Below are 18,130 nucleotides of genomic sequence, written 5' to 3' on the forward strand. Positions count from 1 at the left end.
ATCCTCCTCTGTTTGGTCGTCCGTTCGCCCTGCGCCTGTCGAAGGGCGTTGCTTCGCGCGGGTCAGGCGATCAGCGCGCGAGCCACCCGCCATCGACCGCAAGCGTATGCCCATGAATATAGCCTGCCGCGCTTGACGCGAGGAACACGGCGGCCCCGCCAATGTCGGACGGATCGCCCCAGCGGCCTGCGGGGATGCGCTCCTGAATCTGGCGGTTGCGGGTCTCGTCGGCTTGCAGCGCGGCGGTGTTGTTGGTGGCGATATAGCCCGGCGCGATGGCGTTGACGTTGACGCCCTTGGCCGCCCATTCGTTCGCCAACAGCTTGGTCAGGCCAGCAACACCGCTCTTGGACGCGGTGTAGCTGGGCACGCGGATGCCGCCCTGAAAAGACAAGAGCGAGGCGATGTTGATGATCTTGCCCGCCCCCTGGCCGATCATATGGCGACCCGCCGCCTGGCAGAGGAAGAACAGCACCTTGAGATTGGTGTCGATCACCGCGTCCCAATCCGCCTCGGTAAAGTCCACGCTGTCGGCGCGGCGGATGATCCCGGCATTGTTGACGAGGATGTCGAGGCCACCGAGCTTTTCCAGCGTCTCGTCCACCACGCGCTGGACCGGCTCTATGGTCGACAGGTCGGCGGAGATGATCTCCGCCTTGCGGCCCAGCGCGCGGACCTTTTCGATGGTCTCCTGCGCCGGGGTGCGGCCGACCGCGGCGATATCCGCCCCGGCCGCAGCCAGCGACAAGGCGATGGCCTGGCCAATGCCGGTATTCGCGCCAGTGACGATGGCGACTTTGCCGCTGAGGTTGAAGGGGTTGGTCACAATAATTCCGTTCGTTTCGAGCCCTTCGACTGCCTGCCAAGGCAGGCGCTCAGGACAGGCCAGGGTCGAGAAACCAGCCGGGCGCCGTGCGAGCGTGTCTCGACTGCGCTCGACACGAACGGCTCTCTCACTTTGAGTCAGGCGAGCTGGCAGATATCCAGCACATTCATGTCGGTATAATCCTGATTCTCGCCCGCCATCGCCCAGATGAAGGCATAGGCTTTGGTGCCCGACCCCATATGCACCGACCAGGGCGGCGAGATCACCGCTTCCTCATTGGCCATGACGATATGCCGCATCGCATCGCCTTCGCCCATATAGTGGAAGACGCGATCCGATGGCCCATCCAGCTCGAAGTAGAAATAAATCTCGCTGCGCCGCTCATGGATATGCGGGGGCATGGTGTTCCAGACCGAACCGGGCTTCAGCACGGTCAGCCCCATGACCAGTTGCGCGCTGTCGCAGATGCCGGGGATGACGAGCTGGAAGATGGTGCGCTCGTTGGATTCTTCGAGGGAGCCGCGTTCGAGCGCATTGGCATCGGCGATGCCGAGCTTGCGGGTGGTGAACCCCTTATGCGCCGGGCAGGACGCGAGATAGAAGCGCGCGCCTGCGCCCGCGAACTGCACGTCCTTCGCGCCCATGGTGACATAGAGGCAATCCTTATTGCCCAATGTGAAGCTCTCGCCATCGACAGTGACGGTGCCTTCGACGTTGGAGACGTTCACCACCGCCATTTCGCGCCGTTCGAGGAAGGGATGGCCCGCCGCCGAGGCAGGCTCAGTCTGCGCCGGCAGCGCGACCGGCCCATCTGCCACCGCGACCCCGCCGATCACGAAGCGGTCGGCATGGGTATAGTTCAGCACACACTCGCCATCGCGGAACAGCCCGCCGATCAGATAGCGATCGCGCAATTCCTCATTCGACACGCATTCCATCATGTCGGGGTGGGTGGCGTAATAGGTCTTGTCGAACATGATCGGTCTCCTGAATGGCTTTGCCAAGTCTTATAGCGTCCAGTGCCACGAAGGAAAGTATTTATCCCTTAATGTGGAATGATGATCCGATATGCGGTCGCTATTCCTGTGGCAGGATGACGTGCAGGAAGCGCGGGCCGTGCGCCCCGCGAACATAAGTGCCCTCAATATCCGTCGTGCCGGACACGCCGGTGATCCAGTAATGGGCGCGGGGTTGTGGCCCCGGCAAAGGCGCGTCCTCCAGATGGGGGGAGATGTCGCGGGTCGCCAACAACACGATATGATGCAGCGTCAGAAAATTGGGCAGCATCGGCGCGACCGGACTGGTTTCGAAGATCAGCGATCCGGTTTCAGCGATACCCCTGCGCGCAATGGCGAGGGTAGCGCCTTCGTCGGGGGCGGCATCGGCGTGCAGGGTGAAGGCGGACCAGTCGCATACCGCCAGGCGCGGGTCGGGCGGGAAACACAGGGTCAGGGGTTCCTGTTGGTCGGTCAGGTAGCGTGCGATGGCAGCGGGCAGTTCTGCCAGGCTGGCGATACGGTCATGGCTGGCATTAACGCTGTGCAAAGCGAGACGGGCGAGAAATTCGGCTTCAAGCGCCGAGGCGTCCACCGCCGGACGTTCGGGGGCGTCGAGCAGGGATGCGGCTTCTGAAGCGATCGGCTTCGGGCCTTCCAGACGGGCGAGGATGGCGTTGCGGGCGCTCATTTACGCTGCTCCTGCTGATATTGCGTCATGAAGCTGCGCGCCGCCGGTTTGGGCAGGTCGCGATGCTTGGTCCAGCCGCCCGCCAGCGGCAGGCTGGCGATCCAGCCATTGCGGCCGATCAGCCGCATCGCCCGGATCGCGACGGTAGTGCCAAGGCGATAGAGCGCAGGACGGCGCGCAACCCAGGCCCAGACGCCCAACCCCCAGCGCATCGAGGTCGGCTCCAGCCCTTCGCGCCAGCTTTTCTCGCGCCAGCCCTTGAGCAGCGTGGGCAGCGGGATCTTGACCGGGCAGACCTCCTGACATTTCCCGTTCAAAGTGCAGGCGTGGGCAAGGTCGCGATTGGGCGCCAAGCCGTCGAGCGCAGGCGTCAGCACTGCCCCCATCGGCCCCGGATAAGTGCCGCCATAGGCATGGCCACCAATCTGGCGGAACACCACGCAATGATTCATGCACGCGCCGCAGCGGATGCAGCGCAGCATCTCCGCCAGACCTTCCGCACGCATCTTGGTGCGACCATTATCGACCAGCACGATGTGCATCTCCTCCGGCCCGTCGCGGTCACCGGGGAGTTTGGGACCAGTGTAGAAGGTGGTATATTGGGTCAGCGCCGCGCCGGTGGCGGAGCGGGCCAGCATCCGCAGCATATGGATAGCGTGGGGCATGGACGGGACGATCTTTTCGATCCCGGCGGTCACGATATGGACGCGCGGCGGGACCAGCGAGAGTTCCGCATTGCCTTCGTTAGTGACGGTGCAGACCGCGCCGCTATCTGCGATCAGGAAGTTAGCGCCCGATATCCCGACATCCGCGCCCAGCATCGCCCCGCGCAGTTCGCGTCTCGCGCTTTCGGCCATGGCGGCGATAGTCTCTTCCACGTGCGGATTGGCGTGTTTTGCCTTGAACAGGGCTGACACCTGGTCCCGCGTCTTGTGCATGGCGGGCCAGATGATGTGAGACGGCCGTTCGTCGGCCAACTGGATGATATGTTCGGCGAGATCCGTTTCGACTCGGACAATGCCTGCCTCCTCCAGCGCATGGGGCAAGCCGATTTCCTCGCCCAGCATGGATTTGGAACGGGCGACCGTCCGTGCCCCCGCCGCCTTGCAGATGTCGATGACGATCCGACAGGCTTCGTCCGCCGTCTGTGCCCAATGGACCTGCGCGCCCGCCGCTATGGCGCTGGCTTCGAATTGTTCGAGATAGGGGCCAAGATGCGCGATCACATGATCCTTGATCGCAGCCGCGCGGGTGCGGGCCGCTTCGAAATCGGGAAAAGCATCGACCGCGATGGCACGTTTGGCCTCCGCCGTCCCGGCGGTGCGCTCGACCGCGATCTTGAGGATCGGGTCGGCGAGTGCGGCGTCGACGCGATCGGTAAAGCCGCTCATGCTTCCTCGCCGATCGCCGGGCCGTCGCCCATGCCCGCGATCAGTTCGATGGCATGATAGGCGCGAACCTTGCTGCCCTTGCGATGCAATTTGCCCGCCATGTTCATCAGGCAGCCAAGGTCGCCCGCCAGCAGCAGGTCCGCGCCGGTGGTGTCTATCGCGTCCGCCTTCTCGGTGACGATGGCGTTGGAGATGGCGGGATATTTGACGCAGAAGGTGCCGCCGAAACCGCAGCAGGTTTCTGCCCCTGACAGCGGTTTGAGCGACAGGCCATCGATCGCGTTGAGCAGGCGACGGGGCTGCGCCTTGATCCCCAGTTCGCGCAGGCCGGAGCAACTATCATGATAGGTTGCGGTGGCGGGCAGGGTGACTCCCTCCGGTTTCCAGCCACAGACCTCATCCAGATAGGCCATCACTTCGAACGTCTTGGCGGCAACGGCCCGTGCGCGCGATTGCCATGCTGCATCATCGTCGAACAGTTCGGGATAGTGGCAACGGATCGTCCCGGCGCAGGAGCCGGAGGGGACCACAACCGCCTCATAGGGTTCGAGCGCCTCGATCGTCTGCTTGGTCAGCGCCACGGCATGGGGCCGGTCGCCGCTGTTGAGCGCAGGCTGGCCGCAACAGGTCTGCCCCTGCGGCACCACGACGGTACAGCCCGCCGCTTCGAGCGCACGGATCGCGGCGAAGCCGATGCGCGGCCGCATGACATCGACCAGGCAGGTGACGAACAGGGCGACATTTGCGCTCATAGGCCGTGGCGTCTCGCGAAATTCAGGAACAGGTCGGGCCAGGGCGCTGGTGCTGCGGGCGCGGCGACAAGGCCAAAGCCATGGCCGCCATTCTCGAACAGATGACACTCCGCCGCTATGCCTTTGGCGCGCAGAGCAGCGAGCATGGCCAGGCTGTTTTCGGGCGGCACCGCCTTGTCGTCCAGCGCATGGGCCAGAAACACAGGCGGGGTCTTTGCACTCACATCCTGGTCGAGCGAATAGGCGCGCATCCGTTCGGCGGTTGGATAAGGACCAAGCAATTGTGTGCGCGATCCGCTATGGACAAACGCGCCCTCCATCTGGATCACCGGATACATATAGGCCGCAATGGCGGCCCTTATCGGTTCGCGGTCGGCGGCGTCTACCGGCGTATAGCTTTCCTGTGGCTGACGGCTGGTCAGCCAGGCCGCAAGATGCCCCCCCGCCGAAAAGCCCATCACACCGATCCGGTTCGCGTCGAATTTTTCCCGCGGGGCCAGTGCGCGGATCAGGCGCAGAGCGCGCTGGGCATCCTGCAACGGTGCCTCTGTGCCTGCTGCCCAGCTATCAGCGGGCAGGCGATAGAGTAGCGAGAAACAGGCATAGCCCGCCTGCGCGAAATGGCGGGCAATATTATAGCCTTCATGGCCGATCGCGACACGGGTATAGCCGCCGCCGGGGATGAGCAGGATCGCCGCGCCATTGGGCTTGGCGGGGCGCAGCAAAGTCAGCGTCGGTGTCACCACATGCGCAAACACGCCGTCATCCGGGCCGCTATCGGGGCGGCGGAGGCTTTCGACCTCCTGCACCGTGACCCGTTCGCCACCCGGCGCTTTGCCGGGCCAGATCGGAAACCGCTCGAACCCTTGGGGCAGGGGAAAGCTCTGCGCCATAGCAGGCGTAGCCAGCGTGGCGGAGGCCAAGGTTCCGGCAAGGAGGGTGCGACGGTCGATCGGCGGCGTCATTGGCAATCCGTCCTTCCAAGCGGGGTGGTGCGAGTGGGGGCCGGGCGCGGGGCCGCTATCGTCGCGGAAATGGGCAGGGCGAGCGATTTCAGGCCCTCGGCGACCAGATCGGCCACCTGCCGGGCGCCCAATTCGCTGAAATGCGTATTGTCGCTGATGCCTTTGGGGAAGGCCGCCACATTGTCCTGCGCGCTGTAGTGGAGGTAGAACGCTTTCGAACCATTCGGCCCGGCGCGATCGAGCCATGCCCGCGAGCGGGCTTCCAGGTCGATCAACGGCGTACCCGTCTTGATCGCCAGATCGCGCATAACGCCCGACCATGCGGAAAAATCCGCGACGGCGCGGCCGTCCGGTCCGAAATTGCGCCGCGCTACGGGGGTGACGAGGACGGGCACGCCATCCGCCATCCGCACATCACGAATGAAGCGCAACAGATTGTCACGATAGTCGGTCTGCGCCGGTGCCCAGCGTTCCGGCTTGGCCCGCGTCGCATCATTATGGCCGAACTGGATCAGCACCGTGTCGCCGGGCAGGATATCGGCACGCAGCCGGTCCCAGCGCCCCTCCGCCAGAAAGCTGCGGGTCGAGCGGCCGCCCATGGCATGGTTGAGAATGCGGACCTTGGGCGCCACGGCGCAACGCAGCATCGTGCCCCATCCCGTCTGCGGATAGCGCGCCGGGGCATAGTCGGCAGCGGTGGAATCGCCCGCGATCAGGATGGTGTTGCCGGGCGCGGTGGCGTTTGCGGGAGTGGTGAGAATGAGGGTCGGCAGCAGGTAAATGGCAAGCGAGCGCGTTATCCGGCTTCCGTTATTCCCGCGAAGGCGGAAACCCATCTCCCAACCTTGCGACCGACGAAATCGTGGAAGATGAATCCCTGCCTTCGCGGGGACCACAGCAAAAATATGCCGGATAAGCGTGCCCAACATTACTGCAAATTCACATACATGCCGCCATCCACTAGCAGCGCCGCGCCGGTGACATAGGCGGCCATGTCCGACGCCAGGAACACGACCGGCCCCGCCAGATCCTCCGGCGCGCCCAGCCGACCCAGCGGCGTGCGCTGCTCCATATAGGTCCGCTTTTCGACGTCGGCGAGGTCGTCCTTGTTGATCTCGGTCAGGATGGTGCCGGGCAGCACGCTGTTGCAGCGGATGCCATATTTTCCGAGCGCAATCGCGGTGGACTGCATCAATGAATGAACCCCCGCCTTGGTCGGCGTGTAGTGGGTTTGATATTCGCCGCCCACAAGCGCGGAGATGGAGGAGACGGCGACGATCGAGCCGCCATGGCCTTGTTTCACCATCTGCTGCGCGGCAGCCTGCACCATGAAATACGCGCCATGCAGGTTCACCTTGAAGGTGCGCTCGACCACGTCGACCGGCATGTCGAGAAAGGCGTGAAAGGGGCAGATGCCCGCATTGCTGACCATCACATCGACTTTGCCAAAGGCGTCCACCGCTTTTGCCACGAAATCCTGTGCGGTCTGCGGATCAGCAACGTCGCCCTTCACCGCGATGGCACGCTGGCCCAGTGCCTCGATCTCGGCGACACAACTCGCGGCAGGCCCGTCGCTATTGGCATAGTTGATCGCGACATCGGCACCATGTTGCGCGGCGCCAATAGCGGCGGCGCGGCCGATGCCGGTCGATGCGCCGGTGACGAGGACGGTCTTGCCTTCAAGCAGTTTCATGGGATCGGGCCTTCCTTTGGCTGGTTACCGCCGTGCAGGGCGGTTGGGTGGTTTGACGCCGGGGGTCCAACCCAGATCGGCGCTGATGGCGTGAGCCGCCGCACGAACATCGGCGCTCAGCGCCTGCATCCGCTCGTCGTCCATATATTGGGCCGCGCTCGACAGGCTGATGGCGGCCACGATCGCCCCTGCGGCATCGCGCACAGGGGCCGCGACGCAGCGTATCTGGTCCTCATTTTCTTCGAGGTCGAACGTGCGCCCCTGCGCGACATAGGCGCGCATCCGGTCGAACCAGAGGGCCGCATCGGCATCATGGGTGCCATCGACGCGCTCGGCGTCGAACAGCCGGGTCCAGACCGTTTCGCTGTCGTCCAGTAGCAACGCCTTGCCAAGCCCGGTCGAGGTCAAGGGATGACGATCGCCGATGCGGCTGGATATTTCGACGCGGCGACGCCCGGCTATCTTGTCGAGATAAAGCGCCTGATCGCCATCGAGTCGACCCAGATGCACCGTATCTTCGCTCGCGGCGGCCAGGGCTTCCAGATGCGGGCGGGCGATCTGCACCACATCGGCCTGCGCTTGCGCCAGGAAACCCAGTTGCAGCAGTTTCGGCCCCAACTGATAGCCTTCGCGCGGCAGGAAGGTGAGGAATCCCCGGTCCACCATCGCGTTAGCGAGGCGGTGGGTGGTCGACCGGGTGAGGCCCATGCGTTCGGACAGGTCGGCGAGCTTTACCGGCCCGTCGATCACTTGGTCGAGCAGGTCCAGCCCACGCTGCAAGGTCTGCGACCCGGCGGCTTTCGACTTTTCCTCTCGTTCACCCGATTCTGGATTTGACGTTTTCTGTCTCATCTAATAACACTCTATCCCACAAAATGAGAAAAACAAGGGCGAAGGCGAGGACCAAGCGTGATTCTTTCGAACATGCCCCCGTGCCTTCTGTCCGACCTTTATCGCCATTTTGCTCAGATTTTGGAAGTTTCTGCCGTCTTGTCCCATATATTGGACGCCGGCATGGTTCAGGGAGTGTGTGCGTGCCGATCGTGACCTTGCCGAAAATCAAGCATGTCCGGGCCTTCACCGTGCGCGGTGGCGGTGCCGACTATCATGACCAGGGCGAAGGCCACTGGATCGACGACCATATTGCGACGCCGATGTCGCGCTATCCCGAATATCGCCAGTCGCGCCAGAGCTTCGGCATCAACGTGCTGGGTACTTTGGTCGTTGAGATCGAGGCGGAAGATGGCACGATCGGCTTTGCCGTGACGACCGGCGGCGAGCCCGCCGCGTTCATCGTCGAAAAGCATCTGGCCCGTTTTCTGGAAGGCCGCTCGCCCACCGATTATGAGAAAATCTGGGACCAGATGTATTTCTCGACCCAATATTATGGGCGCAAGGGTCTGGTCGTGAACGCGATTTCCGGGGTCGATCTGGCGCTGTGGGATTTGCTGGGCAAGTTGCGGCAGGAGCCGGTCTATCATCTGCTGGGCGGCGCGGTGCGCGATGAGCTGCAATTCTACGCCACCGGCGCGCGGCCCGATGTTGCCAAGGAATTGGGCTTCATCGGTGGCAAGATGCCGCTGCACCATGGTCCGGCTGAGGGGATCCAGGGTCTTAAGAAGAACATCGCCGAGCTGGCCGATATGCGCGCAAAATGCGGTCCCGACTTCTGGCTGATGTGGGATTGCTGGATGGCGCTTGACGTCGATTATGCCACGCGCCTCGCCATCGCCGCGCACGACCATGGGTTGAAGTGGATAGAGGAAGCGATCAGCCCCGACGATTATTGGGGCTATCAGCAGTTGAAGCGCAACGTGCCCAAGGGGATGCTGGTGACGACCGGCGAGCATGAGGCGACCCGCTGGGGCTTCCGCATGTTGCTGGAGATGGACTGCTGCGACATCATCCAGCCCGATGTCGGCTGGTGCGGCGGGGTGACCGAATTGCTCAAGATCAGCGCACTGGCGGACGCTCATGGCAAGATGGTCGTGCCGCACGGTTCCTCAGTCTATTCCTATCATTTCGTCATTACCCGCCACAATTCGCCCTTCGCCGAATTCCTGATGATGCATCCGGGGCCGACCGAGGTGGTGCCGATGTTCCATCCGCAATTGATCGGCGAGCCCGTGCCGGAAAATGGTCGGCTCAAGGCCAGCGCGCTCGATGCGCCTGGTTTCGGCGTCGAACTGAACCGCGATATCGCGATGCACCGCCCCTATACGCACTAAGCAAGAAGCGAGATTGCCATGAAATTCTGCCGTTTTGGCCCGCGTGGCCAGGAAAAGCCCGGTATCGTTGATGCCGATGGCAATATCCGCGACCTGTCAGGAATAGTCGCAGACCTGACGATCGAGACGCTATCCGTGGCCAAGGCTGCCGACATCGCGTCGCTGCCGATCGTCGAGGGGACGCCGCGCTATGGCGTGCCGTTGAAGGGCGTGGGCAAGATCGTCGCCATCGGCCTCAATTATGAGGATCATGCGATCGAATCCAACCTGCCGATCCCGACCGAACCGATGATGTTCATGAAGGCTTTGTCGTCGCTGAACGGCCCGAATGACGAGGTTATGCTGCCCAAGGGTGCAACCCATGGCGACTGGGAAGTCGAGCTGGGCGTCATCATCGGCGAAACCTGCCGCTTCGTGAGCGAAGAGGACGCGCTGTCGAAGGTCGCGGGCTACACGCTGGTCAACGACGTGTCGGAACGCTTCAACCAGAAGCAGCGCGGCACCCAATGGAGCAAGGGCAAGGGGCATGACACTTTCTGCCCGACCGGCCCCTGGCTGGTGACGCCCGATGAAGTGGGCGACTGTCAGGATCTCGACATGTATCTGGACCTGAACGGCAACCGGATGCAGACCGGCAACACCCGCACGATGATTTTCAACGTAGCGCAGCTCATCTCTTATGTCAGCGAATATATCACGCTCTATCCCGGCGACCTGATGATCACCGGCACGCCGCCCGGCGTTGGCGAGGGCAAGAAGCCGACTGCCATTTACCTCAAGGCCGGTGACGTCATGGAACTGGGCATCGCCAAGCTCGGCACGCAGACGCAAAATGTCGTTGAGTGGCGGCATCTGGGCGACGAGGTGCTCGGATGAGCGTCTTTGCTGGTCGTTATGAAGGACGCTGCGCCATCGTCACCGGCGGCGCGTCGGGCCTGGGCAAGCAAGTCGCGGCGCGCATCGTAGCCGAAGGCGGCAAGGTTGCCTTGTGGGACGTGAACGCCGATGCGCTGGCGGAAACCAAAGCGGAAATCGGCGCGACCCATGTGGTCGCGCTCGACGTCTCCGATCAGGCGGCGGTAGAGGCGGCAGCCAAGTCCAGCGCGGAAGCACTGGGCAAGGTCGATATTCTCGTCTGTTCGGCCGGGATCACCGGCGCAACCGCGACCGTCTGGGACTACCCACTCGATAGTTGGCACAAGGTTATCGAGATAAACTTGAACGGCCTCTTCTATTGCAACCGCGCGGTGGTGCCGTTCATGCTCGAAAATGGCTATGGCCGCATCGTCAACTTGGCCTCGGTTGCGGGTAAGGAAGGCAATCCCAATGCCTCCGCTTATTCCGCAAGCAAGGCTGGCGTGATCGGGCTGACCAAATCGCTGGGCAAGGAACTGGCGGGCAAGGGCGTGATCGCCAATGCCCTGACCCCCGCCACCTTCGAAAGCCCCATTCTCGCACAACTGCCCCAAAGCCAGGTCGATTATATGCGCTCCAAAATCCCGATGGGGCGCCTGGGTGAAGTCAGCGAATCCGCCGCCATGGTCTGCTTCATGGCAAGCGAGGAATGCAGCTTCACCACCGCGTCGACCTTCGACACGTCGGGCGGTCGCACCACGTTCTGACACAAGTCGCGCGGCGCGACTGGCCAGCCAAGAGCCAGCGCGCCGCCTGTCTCCAAGGGAGAGGACGGCCATGATCCCCTTTGTCGATGCGCATATCCATTTATGGGATCTGGCGCATATCCGCTACGACTGGCTCAGTCCGCCTTTTGCCGAGGATGGGCCGAACGGCAGCGTCGAACCGATCGCGCATGATTATGGCGTCGCGAATTATCGCGCAGACCTCGCACGCTGGAATGTCATTGGCGCCGTGCATGTCGATGCGGGCGCGGCGGCGGACAGCGCTCTGCGGGAAACCCAATGGCTAGATGGCCTTGCTGCGATCGAGGGGCTGCCCACGGGCATCGTCGCCTTTGCGGCGCTAAATGATCCGGACGTCGATGCGCTATTGTCCGCGCATGCCGCGCATGATCGCGTCAAGGGCATCCGCCATATCGTCAACTGGCACCCCGACCCTCGGCGCAGCTACACGCCCACTGACTTGACCGTCGATCCGCAATGGCAGGCAGGCTATGACTTGCTGGCAAAGCACAACCTGTCCTTCGACCTGCAATGCTATCCGGGGCAGATGCCGGGACTCGTCCCGCTGATCGAGCGCCACCCGGACATCCCCGTCATCATCAACCATCTCGGCATGCCGGTGCTGACCGACGCGGACGGTGTCGGCGATTGGCGGCGGGGGATACAGGCGCTCGCAGCGCTGCCGCATGTTTCCGTCAAGCTATCGGGCATGGGCTTCATCCGCCGCGACTGGAGCCGCGAGACCATCGCGTCCTTCATCCGCGAAACGATCGACATGTTCGGGGTCGATCGCTGCATGTTCGCCAGCGACACACCGACCGACAAGCTGTTTGGGCCAATCGACCGATATATGGAAGCCTATCACGCCATCGTCGCCGATTTGCCGGAAGCAGACCGCCGCGCGCTGTTCGGCGGCAACGCCAATCGCCTTTATCGCCTGGGACTTGATATATGATCGGCAATCCACTGCTCGGCGTCTTGTTCCACTGGCTGGGCGGGCTGGCGTCGGCCAGCTTCTATGTCCCCTATCGCGGGGTGAAGCGGTGGAACTGGGAGATTTTCTGGCTGACCGGCGGCATTTTCTCCTGGGTCATCGCGCCCTGGTTCTTCGCCTCGGTCCAGACCAACGATCTGATGGGCGTGATGGCCCAGGTGCCCGGCTCGGTCGTCGGCTGGTGCATATTTTTCGGTTTCCTATGGGGCTTTGGCGGGCTGACCTACGGCCTCACCATGCGTTATCTCGGCCTTTCGCTCGGCATGGCGGTGGTGCTGGGCCTTTGCACCGTGTTCGGCACGCTGATCCCGCCGATCGTCGATGGCAGCTTCATGACGGAGATTGCAGGCACGCTGCATGGGCAGATCGTGCTGCTGGGGCTGGCCGTGACCGTGCTGGGCATCATCGTCGTCGCGATGGCAGGCGCGCGCAAGGACGCGGCGCTTTCGCCTGAACAAAAGTCCGCCGCCGTTGCCGAGTTCGACTTCAAGAAGGGTATCGCCGTCGCCATCTTCTCCGGCATCATGTCCTCCTGCTTTGCCTTTGGCCTTGCGGCGGGCGAACCGGTCAAGGCGCTATCGGCTGCCGCCGGGACGGGGCCGCTCTGGACCGGCCTGCCGACACTGTGCATCGTCATGTTCGGCGGTCTCATCACCAACGCGGTCTGGTGCGGGTGGCTGATCGTCAAGAACAAGTCGGCGGGCCAGTGGCTTGGCGCGCCCGACGCGGATGGAAAGCGCCCGGCGCTGCTCCCCAATATCCTGCTCTGCGCACTGGCAGGTACGGCCTGGTATTTCCAATTCTTCTTCTACACGATGGGCGAAAGTCAGATGGGCCGCTTCGGCTTTTCGAGCTGGACCCTGCACATGGCGTCGATCATCATCTTCGGCACCTGCTGGGGCTTCGCCTTCCGCGAATGGAAGGATGCAGCCCCCGCCGTTCGGCGCATGGTATGGAGCGGCGTGGGCCTGCTGGTCTTCGCCACGCTGATCATCGGCTATGGCAACAGGATGGCGGGCTGATGCTACAAGTACTGGCGCTTATGCTGATCGCCGGTGCCTGATATTGTGCGATCGTTAATTCTCGATCGGTGGATCAGGGGTGCAGCGCGACCGACACCTGGGCGTTTCGATCGACCGAAATAATCCCGTCCTGTTCGACCAGTTCCGCGATCTGGATGACGCTGCGGCGTTTCCAGTCGGGATTGGTCCGCGCTTCATCCTCGCCATCCTGATGGACGAAATAGAGGATGTAAGCCCGCTCGCCCGCGACGATGATGTCAGGATGCTGGCCCTTGGCGCGGTCGGTGGGATGGATACCGGGAGTGCCAAGGATATAGTCTTCCTGCCGCGTCCATGTTTCCGCGTCGTCGGACCGCATGACCAGCAACCCTTTCCAGGCGTCGGAGATCAGCCACCAGCGTCCCTTCCAGCGGAACGCTTTGGGGCCTTCGCCCGGCGTGTCGGTCAGGCGTTTGCCAACCGTCCAGTGGACCAGGTCTTTGCTGTCCGCCGTGCGGATCGCCTTATTCTCGCGCTCGTCGTTGAAGAAGAGGCGATAGCCCCCGTCCGGCAGCGTTATGATGCTCGCATCGATCACCCGGTCGGAGCCAAGATCGAGCCGCTCGCCACAGGTCCATGTCGCAAGGTCCGGGCTGGTCAGATGGACGATGAAGCGCGGCGCGTTCCAGTCGCGGAAGACTCCCGGCACAACGGTCAGCCACATATGCCATTGTCCGTCGAGAAACTGGACTTCTGGTGCCCAGAGCGTATCGCCGGTGCAGCTTTGGGGGATAGCGGCCGTCCCGCTGTAACGCCAGTGCGCGCCATCCTTCGACCGGGCGGTGCCGATCGTGGTGCCATGGACCCACCGCACGTCCTTGGCATCCGCCATGGGCAGGTCGGCGCGGCGGTTGGTGTAGAACATCACCCATTCGCCGCTGTCTCGGTCATAGACGGTCGAAGCATCGGCTGCCCCATCATGAACAGGGTCGCGATAGAGGGGCTTGGGCGCGATCGATGCGCTGGCGGCCGCGACCAGAAGCAGCGCAGCGATCATCGAAACAGCCGCAGATCGAACGCTGTTGCCATGGCTGCAAATCCCGCATCATTGGGGTGCAGCGCGTCGCCCACATCATAGGGTTTCGCCATCCGCGCCGGATCGGCGGGGTCGGCGATCGCCTTGGCGAGATCGACCATGCCATCGGCTTCGTCGGTCGTACGGATCCACTCATTGACAGCGACGCGCACGGCCTCGCCCTCTTCGCTCCAATAGCCAGCACCCTTATAGGGCAGGATGGTGGCGAGGATGACTTTCACGCCGTTGCCCTGGGCGCGGGCGATCATCTGGCGATAGGCACCGATCAGATCGTCTGCACTCGGCAAGGGGCGTTTCTGCGCCGTCGCCGCGCCGATATCATTGACGCCCTCCAGGATCACCACATGGCTGACGCCGGGCACCGCCAACACGTCGCCGTCGAAGCGGGCCAGCGCATTATAGCCGCTACTATCGGTCAGAAGGCGATTGCCACTAATCCCGGCATTGGCGATGGCGACATTCCCCCGCCCCGCCTTCTGGAAGCGTTTGGCGAGCAGGTCAGGCCAGCGCCGGTTGCTGTCATTGGTCGCGCGCACACCATCGGTGATGGAATCGCCCAGCGTGACGATGGTGGGAACAGGCCGGGCGGTTTCTACTTCCACGGCGGACAGGATGAGGCGCGGCTCGATGGTCGTCGCCCCGGTCAGGTTGATCGCGGCGGTCTGGTCGCCCGGCGCAATCCAGTTGGTAGCGGCGGCATAGGCATGGACGGTGGGCGTGGCTGCGCCCTGCGGCAGATGGATGCTGATCGTCAGGCGGGTGAGTGGCTTGACCGGCAGGTCGATCGGGTCGCTCAGCAGCGGCGCGCGCGGGGAAAGCGTCGCCCCCTGCACACGGTTGAACGCGACGACGCGGTCTGTGCCGGGCAGGATCGCGCCATCCTCTCCGGCGAGCGCGACATGGACGGCCCCAATCGTCAGCGGCGCAACCGCCATTTCGTTGGACAGGCGCAGGCGGATACGCGCCCCGCCACTGGACAGGCGAACGACCTGCCGCACCGTGCGGTCGGTCAGGTCCGGGCGCTTGTCGACCGGGGCAGTCCATGCGAGCGGCGCGGCCATCCAGCTACGCGACCAGTGCTGGGCCGCAGCGGGCGTGGCAGTCAGGACGAAGGCGGTAAAGAGCATGAGAGGGCGCATGATCGATCCTTTGTCAGCGGGCGACCGGGTTTTTGCCCCATAGCTGATCATAGCGCCAGCCCGACAGATCCTCGACGATACGGCCCGCTTCGGGGCTGGTCGGGGTCCGCCCGCCGCCCCGCAGATGCTCGATCTCAGCCATCAGGACATCGTGGGTGGCGGGGCTGAGGCGGAAGCGGATGGACACCCATATGCCAAAAGCCAGCATGCCCACCGTCCCGATACCGAGCAGCAGGGCGATCGTGAGGATGGCACCATAGCTCTGCACAGGCGCACCGGAAACGAAGCCGCCCGCCTGCATGATGAACCCCACGCCCGCGACGGCGACGGCCTGCGTCGCCTTGCGCACGAAGGTCATGACACCGGCAAAACTGCCCTCGCGGCGCTGTCCAGTGACGATCTCGTCCACGTCCGCCATATAATTATAGGTCGCCCAGGGGATATAGTTGAGCGCGCCACGACCCAGGCCCGCCAGAATGATCGGCAGCCAGATCATCGGGCTGCTCGCCGGAATGTCCAGCACCCACAGACCGATGAGCGTCAGCGCACCCGCCGCGAAGCTGGCCGCCGCAATCTGATAGGCACGCGACGGCGACGCCCGCAGCGCCAGATTGATCGCGATAATGACCGCCACGAACTGGACGATATACATGGTGCCAAGCAGCCCCGACGCGATCGCCATCGACCCTGTCAGTGCGAAGATGACGAAGAAGGTGAAGGCCGCGTTGAAAATATCCTGGCTGATATAGCCCCCCAGATACATGCCCAGATGCAGCCGGAACGCGCGAATACGCATGGTTGAAAAAAGGTTGCGATACAGCGCCTTGAACGCCTGCCCCATGCCAGCCGTCGGCGCAGCCTGCGTCAGCGGCACCCCACCCGGCATATGCCGTTCCCAACTGAACAGATACAGCAGCCCAGCCGTCAGCATGAACAGCGCGGCAAAGATGATGCCCATGTAAAAAAACGTGTCGGCACTGTCGCGACCCAGCGTCGTGATCAGCCACAGCGGCAGGAAGCCCGCCAAAATGGCCGACGCCTGCCCGAACAGGATGCGTGCGCCTGCGAACTTCGCCTTGGTCTTATAATCGCTCGACATTTCGGCAGCCAATGTCTCGAACGGGATGATCTCCATCGCATAGACAAGTTCGAACAGCACATAGCTGACGAGATAATACCAGAAGGTCTGGCCCGGCAGCCACATCAGCGCGAAGCTCGGCAGCAGCGGGATTGCGGCGAGGATGAAAAAGCGTCGACGTCCGAAACGCTGGCCAAGCCGCGTGCTGCCGAAATGGTCGGAAATATAGCCGATCATCGGCGAGGCAACGGCGTCGAGGATGCGCGCAACCGCGAAAATCGTCGCCGCCTGTCCGGCGGAAAGCCCGCAAAACTGGGTGTAGAAGATCAGCACCCAACCGGAAATGACCGCCATCGACCCAGCGCCCAGTACGTCGTTGGAGCCATAAGCGAGATAATTGCGCAGGCGAACGGGGCGGATTGGCGCTGTTTCAGGCATGTTAGGCTCCTCCACCATATTTAATTCTGGCCCCGGACGGCGGCGCTCCTTCCAAGACCCGCCGCCGTCCAAGCTCGCATTATGTCAGATATAGCTGCGCAGGAACTCGCCCAGCGCGCAGATGGCGAGGCTCTGCCCGTAGGGCATGGAGGTCAGCGCGATATCCTTGTAGAATTGCTGGGTGTCGCCCATCGCGGTGCCAAAGCTCACCTGCTGCAACTCGCCCGCCGCGTCGATATTGGCCAGCACGCCGCGCACCGCCTTGATGCCGACCGCTTCATAATGGCGCGGCAGGTAACCCTTCCGCACGGCCTTGAGGATGCCATAAGCGAAGCCGGCCGTGGCCGACGCTTCCAGATAGCTGGTCGGATCGACGATCAGCGTGTGCCACAGGCCCGTATCGGTGTCCTGCGTCTGCGCCAATGTCTTCACCTGCGCGGCCAGCGTGTCGATCAGGAAGGTGCGGAACGCATCGCCTTGGGGCAAATCCAGAATCTCGATGATTTCAGGGATGGCGATCGTTACCCAACAATTGCCGCGCGCCCACAGCGCTTCTGCAAAATTATGACGGCCGTTGAAATCCCACCCATGGAACCACAGGCCCGTCTTGGTATCGAACAGATATTTGATGTGGATGAGGAACTGGCGCTTGGCTTCCTCGACATAGTGAGGGCGGTTCAGCAGCAGGCCGATCTTGGCCAGCGGCAGCACCGACATCATCAGCGTGTCGTCCCACATTTCGCCCGGATTTTCGTCATTATAGACGATATGCTGAAACCCGCCCTCTTCGGTCTTGGGCAGGCCATCGGGCGCCATCAACCATTCTGCCCAGGTGTCGAGATAGGGGATGTAGCGCGGGTCAGGCTCATGCTCATACAGATATGCGAGCGTGATGAAGGGCGCCATGGTGTTGATATTCTTGGTCGGCGTGCCTTCGGCAAAGCGATCCTCGAACCATTGCTTGATGATGCCCAACGCTTTTTGGTCGCCGGTCTGCTCATAATAACGCCACATGCCGAACAGGCCGATGCCATGGGTCCATTCCCACCCGGCCCAACCTTTGGTGTCGATGATGCGGCCATCCTCCAGATGGAGCAGGAACTCGCCGGTCTCGTCCTTGATATTGACGAGATTGTCCATCAGCCGGTCGATGGCGTCGACCACTTGGGCGCGCGGGACATCATGATTGAGTGCGGCCACTTA

General features: G+C 63.0%; 18 protein-coding genes. 5 read left to right on the forward strand and 13 right to left on the reverse strand.

Annotation, left to right across the window (positions count from 1 at the left end):
- Nucleotides 1-70 precede the first annotated feature (70 nt).
- The 9 genes from kduD to V2I08_RS02225 all read right to left on the reverse strand — a co-directional run bounded on the left by kduD (nucleotide 71) and on the right by V2I08_RS02225 (nucleotide 8,165).
- Nucleotides 71-826, reverse strand: coding sequence for a 2-dehydro-3-deoxy-D-gluconate 5-dehydrogenase KduD (gene kduD / locus V2I08_RS02185; protein ID WP_349633705.1), 756 nt, complete (start codon nucleotides 824-826; stop codon nucleotides 71-73).
- A gap of 137 nt (nucleotides 827-963) precedes the next feature.
- Nucleotides 964-1,803 (reverse strand): 5-dehydro-4-deoxy-D-glucuronate isomerase, encoded by an 840-nt coding sequence (gene kduI, locus V2I08_RS02190; RefSeq protein WP_349633706.1) that lies wholly within the window; start codon nucleotides 1,801-1,803, stop codon nucleotides 964-966.
- A gap of 100 nt (nucleotides 1,804-1,903) precedes the next feature.
- Nucleotides 1,904-2,512, reverse strand: coding sequence for an LUD domain-containing protein (locus tag V2I08_RS02195; RefSeq protein ID WP_349633707.1), 609 nt, complete (start codon nucleotides 2,510-2,512; stop codon nucleotides 1,904-1,906).
- Entirely contained in the window at nucleotides 2,509-3,903 is a 1,395-nt protein-coding gene (locus V2I08_RS02200; RefSeq protein ID WP_349633708.1) for a lactate utilization protein B, read from the reverse strand. The genes V2I08_RS02195 and V2I08_RS02200 overlap by 4 nt, the downstream gene beginning before the upstream one ends.
- The gene (locus V2I08_RS02205; RefSeq protein ID WP_349633709.1) at nucleotides 3,900-4,655 is read right to left on the reverse strand and encodes a (Fe-S)-binding protein; all 756 of its coding nucleotides are present in this window, start codon (nucleotides 4,653-4,655) and stop codon (nucleotides 3,900-3,902) included. The genes V2I08_RS02200 and V2I08_RS02205 overlap by 4 nt, the downstream gene beginning before the upstream one ends.
- A complete protein-coding gene (locus V2I08_RS02210) occupies nucleotides 4,652-5,620 on the reverse strand; it encodes an alpha/beta hydrolase (RefSeq protein WP_349633710.1) in 969 nt (322 codons plus the stop codon). The genes V2I08_RS02205 and V2I08_RS02210 overlap by 4 nt, the downstream gene beginning before the upstream one ends.
- Nucleotides 5,617-6,456, reverse strand: coding sequence for a rhamnogalacturonan acetylesterase (locus V2I08_RS02215; protein WP_349633711.1), 840 nt, complete (start codon nucleotides 6,454-6,456; stop codon nucleotides 5,617-5,619). The genes V2I08_RS02210 and V2I08_RS02215 overlap by 4 nt, the downstream gene beginning before the upstream one ends.
- Before the next feature lie 92 nt (nucleotides 6,457-6,548).
- Nucleotides 6,549-7,313 carry an SDR family NAD(P)-dependent oxidoreductase gene (locus tag V2I08_RS02220; protein ID WP_349633712.1) on the reverse strand — a complete coding sequence of 255 codons (765 nt, stop codon included), beginning with the start codon at nucleotides 7,311-7,313 and terminating at the stop codon, nucleotides 6,549-6,551.
- A gap of 24 nt (nucleotides 7,314-7,337) precedes the next feature.
- The gene (locus V2I08_RS02225) at nucleotides 7,338-8,165 is read right to left on the reverse strand and encodes an IclR family transcriptional regulator (RefSeq protein WP_349633713.1); all 828 of its coding nucleotides are present in this window, start codon (nucleotides 8,163-8,165) and stop codon (nucleotides 7,338-7,340) included.
- Nucleotides 8,166-8,356: 191 nt separating this feature from the next.
- Between V2I08_RS02225 and rhmD the strand changes: the two genes are divergently transcribed.
- From rhmD to rhaT, 5 genes are all read left to right on the forward strand, one after another.
- On the forward strand, nucleotides 8,357-9,541 hold the full coding sequence (gene rhmD / locus V2I08_RS02230; RefSeq protein WP_349633762.1) for an L-rhamnonate dehydratase: 1,185 nt from the start codon (nucleotides 8,357-8,359) through the stop codon (nucleotides 9,539-9,541).
- Nucleotides 9,542-9,559: 18 nt separating this feature from the next.
- The gene (locus tag V2I08_RS02235) at nucleotides 9,560-10,417 is read left to right on the forward strand and encodes a fumarylacetoacetate hydrolase family protein (RefSeq protein ID WP_349633714.1); all 858 of its coding nucleotides are present in this window, start codon (nucleotides 9,560-9,562) and stop codon (nucleotides 10,415-10,417) included.
- On the forward strand, nucleotides 10,414-11,163 hold the full coding sequence (locus V2I08_RS02240; protein WP_349633715.1) for an SDR family NAD(P)-dependent oxidoreductase: 750 nt from the start codon (nucleotides 10,414-10,416) through the stop codon (nucleotides 11,161-11,163). The genes V2I08_RS02235 and V2I08_RS02240 overlap by 4 nt, the downstream gene beginning before the upstream one ends.
- A 70-nt stretch (nucleotides 11,164-11,233) precedes the next feature.
- Nucleotides 11,234-12,136 carry an amidohydrolase family protein gene (locus tag V2I08_RS02245; protein WP_349633716.1) on the forward strand — a complete coding sequence of 301 codons (903 nt, stop codon included), beginning with the start codon at nucleotides 11,234-11,236 and terminating at the stop codon, nucleotides 12,134-12,136.
- Entirely contained in the window at nucleotides 12,133-13,197 is a 1,065-nt protein-coding gene (rhaT, locus tag V2I08_RS02250; protein WP_349633717.1) for an L-rhamnose/proton symporter RhaT, read from the forward strand. The genes V2I08_RS02245 and rhaT overlap by 4 nt, the downstream gene beginning before the upstream one ends.
- A gap of 73 nt (nucleotides 13,198-13,270) precedes the next feature.
- Here the strand turns inward: rhaT and V2I08_RS02255 are convergent, their stop codons facing one another.
- The 4 genes from V2I08_RS02255 to V2I08_RS02270 all read right to left on the reverse strand — a co-directional run bounded on the left by V2I08_RS02255 (nucleotide 13,271) and on the right by V2I08_RS02270 (nucleotide 18,127).
- Entirely contained in the window at nucleotides 13,271-14,233 is a 963-nt protein-coding gene (locus tag V2I08_RS02255) for a glycoside hydrolase family 43 (protein WP_349633718.1), read from the reverse strand.
- Nucleotides 14,230-15,411: an SGNH/GDSL hydrolase family protein gene (locus tag V2I08_RS02260; RefSeq protein WP_349633719.1), complete on the reverse strand. Its 1,182-nt coding sequence runs from the start codon at nucleotides 15,409-15,411 to the stop codon at nucleotides 14,230-14,232. Before V2I08_RS02260 ends, V2I08_RS02255 begins: the two co-directional genes overlap by 4 nt.
- Nucleotides 15,412-15,424: 13 nt before the next feature.
- Nucleotides 15,425-16,927, reverse strand: a complete 1,503-nt coding sequence (locus V2I08_RS02265) for an MFS transporter (protein WP_349633720.1) — start codon at nucleotides 16,925-16,927, stop codon at nucleotides 15,425-15,427.
- 84 nt (nucleotides 16,928-17,011) lie between these two features.
- Nucleotides 17,012-18,127, reverse strand: coding sequence for a glycoside hydrolase family 88 protein (locus tag V2I08_RS02270; protein WP_349633721.1), 1,116 nt, complete (start codon nucleotides 18,125-18,127; stop codon nucleotides 17,012-17,014).
- Nucleotides 18,128-18,130: the final 3 nt, after the last annotated feature.

The organism is Sphingobium sp. MK2 (assembly GCF_040170545.1).
Taxonomy (GTDB): domain Bacteria; phylum Pseudomonadota; class Alphaproteobacteria; order Sphingomonadales; family Sphingomonadaceae; genus Sphingobium.

Bases quoted from the DNA above. Each gene is read 5' to 3' on its own strand.
- kduI (WP_349633706.1), bottom strand. From the start codon at position 1,803: ATGTTCGACAAGACCTATTACGCCACCCACCCCGACATGATGGAATGC.
- V2I08_RS02195 (WP_349633707.1), bottom strand. From the start codon at position 2,512: ATGAGCGCCCGCAACGCCATCCTCGCCCGTCTGGAAGGCCCGAAGCCG.
- V2I08_RS02200 (WP_349633708.1), bottom strand. From the start codon at position 3,903: ATGAGCGGCTTTACCGATCGCGTCGACGCCGCACTCGCCGACCCGATC.
- V2I08_RS02205 (WP_349633709.1), bottom strand. From the start codon at position 4,655: ATGAGCGCAAATGTCGCCCTGTTCGTCACCTGCCTGGTCGATGTCATG.
- V2I08_RS02210 (WP_349633710.1), bottom strand. From the start codon at position 5,620: ATGACGCCGCCGATCGACCGTCGCACCCTCCTTGCCGGAACCTTGGCC.
- V2I08_RS02215 (WP_349633711.1), bottom strand. From the start codon at position 6,456: ATGGGTTTCCGCCTTCGCGGGAATAACGGAAGCCGGATAACGCGCTCG.
- V2I08_RS02220 (WP_349633712.1), bottom strand. From the start codon at position 7,313: ATGAAACTGCTTGAAGGCAAGACCGTCCTCGTCACCGGCGCATCGACC.
- V2I08_RS02225 (WP_349633713.1), bottom strand. From the start codon at position 8,165: ATGAGACAGAAAACGTCAAATCCAGAATCGGGTGAACGAGAGGAAAAG.
- V2I08_RS02235 (WP_349633714.1), top strand. From the start codon at position 9,560: ATGAAATTCTGCCGTTTTGGCCCGCGTGGCCAGGAAAAGCCCGGTATC.
- V2I08_RS02240 (WP_349633715.1), top strand. From the start codon at position 10,414: ATGAGCGTCTTTGCTGGTCGTTATGAAGGACGCTGCGCCATCGTCACC.
- V2I08_RS02245 (WP_349633716.1), top strand. From the start codon at position 11,234: ATGATCCCCTTTGTCGATGCGCATATCCATTTATGGGATCTGGCGCAT.
- rhaT (WP_349633717.1), top strand. From the start codon at position 12,133: ATGATCGGCAATCCACTGCTCGGCGTCTTGTTCCACTGGCTGGGCGGG.
- V2I08_RS02255 (WP_349633718.1), bottom strand. From the start codon at position 14,233: ATGATCGCTGCGCTGCTTCTGGTCGCGGCCGCCAGCGCATCGATCGCG.
- V2I08_RS02260 (WP_349633719.1), bottom strand. From the start codon at position 15,411: ATGCGCCCTCTCATGCTCTTTACCGCCTTCGTCCTGACTGCCACGCCC.
- V2I08_RS02265 (WP_349633720.1), bottom strand. From the start codon at position 16,927: ATGCCTGAAACAGCGCCAATCCGCCCCGTTCGCCTGCGCAATTATCTC.